Below are 3,770 nucleotides of genomic sequence, written 5' to 3' on the forward strand. Positions count from 1 at the left end.
GGGCAGAGCCCTCGCGGGTGTCTCCACCAAATGCGCAATGCGGCTGGCTTTGAGCTGGCTTGTTGCGGTTTGGCTGTTGCTTTGATCGATCACTCATCAGTCGAGCGGCTGCGTCAGACGCGCTGTTCCTGTTATCATCCTGAAGAAAATTAGGTTTGCCGGGTCTGTATGGATCTGGCCTGTTCTTGACATCGTTGAAGAGAAGGTTCTTTCGGCTCTGGGGTTGTTCCTCAGGTGTTGCGAAAGCGATGGTTCCGCACTTGACCGCGCGGAACGTTGAAAGGGCCTCGAGAAACTGGTCTTAAAATCGATGACCTGTTTGCACTGGATGGCTTCGGCTTGTCTGGTGATCAAACATGGAATGGACATCGATAATGAGAGTGATCAAGCGTCTTAAGGGCATTTGGTGGATGCCTTGGTAGCAAGAGGCGATGAAGGACGTGATACGCTGCGATAAGCGTCGGGGAGCTGCGAATAAGCTTTGATCCGGCGATTTCCGAATGGGGCAACCCACTCCGTATGGAGTACCCGCAAGGGAGCAAACCCGGGGAACTGAAACATCTAAGTACCCGGAGGAAAGGACATCAACCGAGACTCCGCTAGTAGTGGCGAGCGAACGCGGACCAGGCCAGTGGCTTGCAGTTTAGAACCGGAACCGTCTGGAAAGTCGGGCCTCAGCGGGTGACAGCCCCGTACGGGTAGAGAGACTGCAAGTCCTTGAGTAAGGCGGGACACGTGAAATCCTGTCTGAACATGGGGGGACCACCCTCCAAGCCTAAGTACTCCTTGCTAACCGATAGTGCACAAGTACCGTGAGGGAAAGGTGAAAAGCACCCCGACGAGGGGAGTGAAACAGATCCTGAAACCGGATGCCTACAAACAGTTGGAGCCCGAGAGGGTGACAGCGTACCTTTTGTATAATGGGTCAGCGACTTAATTTAACGAGCAAGCTTAAGCCGGTAGGTGTAGGCGTAGGGAAACCGAGTCTGAATAGGGCGCCTCAGTTCGTTGGATTAGACCCGAAACCGGGTGATCTAGCCATGACCAGGTTGAAGGTGCGGTAACACGCACTGGAGGACCGAACCCACGCCTGTTGAAAAAGTCGGGGATGAGTTGTGGCTAGGGGTGAAAGGCCAATCAAACTCGGAAATAGCTGGTTCTCCGCGAAATCTATTTAGGTAGAGCGTCAGACGAATACTCCTGGGGGTAGAGCACTGGATGGGCTATGGGGACTTACCGTCTTACTGATCCTAACCAAACTCCGAATACCAGGAAGTACTATCTGGCAGACACACAGTGGGTGCTAACGTCCATTGTGGAGAGGGCAACAACCCTGACCGCCAGTTAAGGCCCCCAAATCATGGCTAAGTGGGAAAGGATGTAGAACTCCCAAAACAACCAGGATGTTGGCTTAGAAGCAGCCATCATTTAAAGAAAGCGTAACAGCTCACTGGTCTAAACAAGGGGTTCCGCGCCGAAAATGTAACGGGGCTCAAGCCATGTGCCGAAACTGCGGGTGCACGTAAGTGCGCGGTAGCGGAGCGTTCCGTAGGCTGATGAAGGCAGACCCGTGAGGGCTGCTGGAGGTATCGGAAGTGCGAATGCTGACATGAGTAACGACAAAGCGGGTGAGAGACCCGCTCGCCGAAAGTCCAAGGGTTCCTGCTCAACGTTAATCGGAGCAGGGTTAGCCGGCCCCTAAGGCGAGGCCGAAAGGCGTAGTCGATGGGAATGCAGTTAATATTCTGCAGCCTGCGGGTGGTGACGGATGCCGTGTATCGTATCCCCTTACTGGATTGGGGATGCGGTGAAGGTGTCCCAGGAAATAGCCCCCGCATTATAGACCGTACCCTAAACCGACACAGGTGGACAGGTAGAGCATACCAAGGCGCTTGAGAGAACTATGCTGAAGGAACTCGGCAAATTGCTCCCGTAAGTTCGCGAGAAGGGAGCCTTCTGATCGGGCAACCGGTCAGGAGGGGCACAGACTAGGGGGTGGCGACTGTTTATCAAAAACACAGGGCTCTGCGAAGCCGTAAGGCGACGTATAGGGTCTGACGCCTGCCCGGTGCCGGAAGGTTAAGAGGAGGTGTGCAAGCTCCGAATTGAAGCCCCGGTAAACGGCGGCCGTAACTATAACGGTCCTAAGGTAGCGAAATTCCTTGTCGGGTAAGTTCCGACCTGCACGAATGGCGTAACGACTTCCCCGCTGTCTCCAGCATAGGCTCAGTGAAATTGAATTCCCCGTGAAGATGCGGGGTTCCTGCGGTCAGACGGAAAGACCCCGTGCACCTTTACTACAGCTTCACACTGGTATTCGTGTCGACATGTGTAGGATAGGTGGTAGACGTCGAAGCGAGGGCGCCAGCTCTCGTGGAGTCATCCTTGAAATACCACCCTTGTCGTCATGGATATCTAACCGCGATGTAACAGCATCCGGGACCGTGTGTGGCGGGTAGTTTGACTGGGGCGGTCGCCTCCCAAATGGTAACGGAGGCGCGCGAAGGTGGGCTCAGAGCGGTCGGAAATCGCTCGTCGAGTGCAATGGCATAAGCCTGCCTGACTGCGAGACTGACAAGTCGAGCAGAGACGAAAGTCGGCCATAGTGATCCGGTGGTCCCTCGTGGAAGGGCCATCGCTCAACGGATAAAAGGTACGCCGGGGATAACAGGCTGATGACCCCCAAGAGTCCATATCGACGGGGTTGTTTGGCACCTCGATGTCGACTCATCGCATCCTGGGGCTGGAGCAGGTCCCAAGGGTATGGCTGTTCGCCATTTAAAGCGGTACGTGAGTTGGGTTCAGAACGTCGCGAGACAGTTCGGTCCCTATCTGCCGTGGGTGTAGGAGAATTGAGAGGATCTGTCCCTAGTACGAGAGGACCGGGATGGACGAACCTCTGGTGGACCTGTTGTGGCGCCAGCCGCAGTGCAGGGTAGCTATGTTCGGAATAGATAACCGCTGAAGGCATCTAAGCGGGAAACTAACCTCAAAACAAGTTCTCCCTGAAGAGCCGTGGTAGACCACCACGTCGATAGGAGGCATGTGGAAGCACGGCAACGTGTGAAGCTGAGCCTTACTAATAGCTCGTTCGGCTTGATCACTCTCATTAATCAATGTCCATTCCATATAAATGTTCTCACGGACGGTCGCGCTAGCGCGCTGTCCTGCGAACAACGCGCGGCATAAGCCGCGGCGGCACTCGGCCTTGCGGACCTCCGGTCCGTAACTCCTTGCCGCTCACGGGCGCTGCCCTCCGCGAGGGCGGCCTGACCGGCCGGCGCGCGTCGCGCTTGCGGACCTCAGGTCCGTCACGTCCCTCGCGGACGCTCAAAGCAAACATAACGGCGCAACGATCCAAACCGGATCATCATCGATCAGAACAACCTGAAAAGACCAGTTCCTCATATCTGCGTTTCGCCGGCCTGGTGGCCCCAGCGGGGGGCCAACACCCGATCCCATCCCGAACTCGGCCGTGAAACCCCCCAGCGCCAATGGTACTTTGTCTCAAGACACGGGAGAGTAGGTCGCTGCCAGGCCTGCAAAACGCAGATAAAACACCTCTTCAACAACCACCCAACTAACGCGGGGTGGAGCAGCCCGGTAGCTCGTCAGGCTCATAACCTGAAGGCCGCAGGTTCAAATCCTGCCCCCGCAACCAAATCAAAAAACAAAATACAAAAACCTCGTCCACAAAACGGGGTTAAAACCATTAAAAACACCTATATAATCACAAAAGAACAAAACAAGTACAAAAACAAACGGGCAAA

At 55.1% G+C, this 3,770-nt stretch carries 1 tRNA gene and 2 rRNA genes; all 3 read left to right on the forward strand.

Going from position 1 to position 3,770, the window contains the following annotated elements:
- Nucleotides 1-382: 382 nt before the first annotated feature.
- A 23S ribosomal RNA gene (locus tag ACVNHC_RS24365) occupies nucleotides 383-3,104 on the forward strand.
- A 320-nt stretch (nucleotides 3,105-3,424) separates the two neighbouring features.
- A 5S ribosomal RNA gene (gene rrf, locus ACVNHC_RS24370) occupies nucleotides 3,425-3,539 on the forward strand.
- A gap of 45 nt (nucleotides 3,540-3,584) precedes the next feature.
- Nucleotides 3,585-3,661, forward strand: a tRNA-Met gene (locus ACVNHC_RS24375).
- Nucleotides 3,662-3,770: the final 109 nt, after the last annotated feature.

Source organism: Pannonibacter sp. Q-1 (assembly GCF_054073275.1).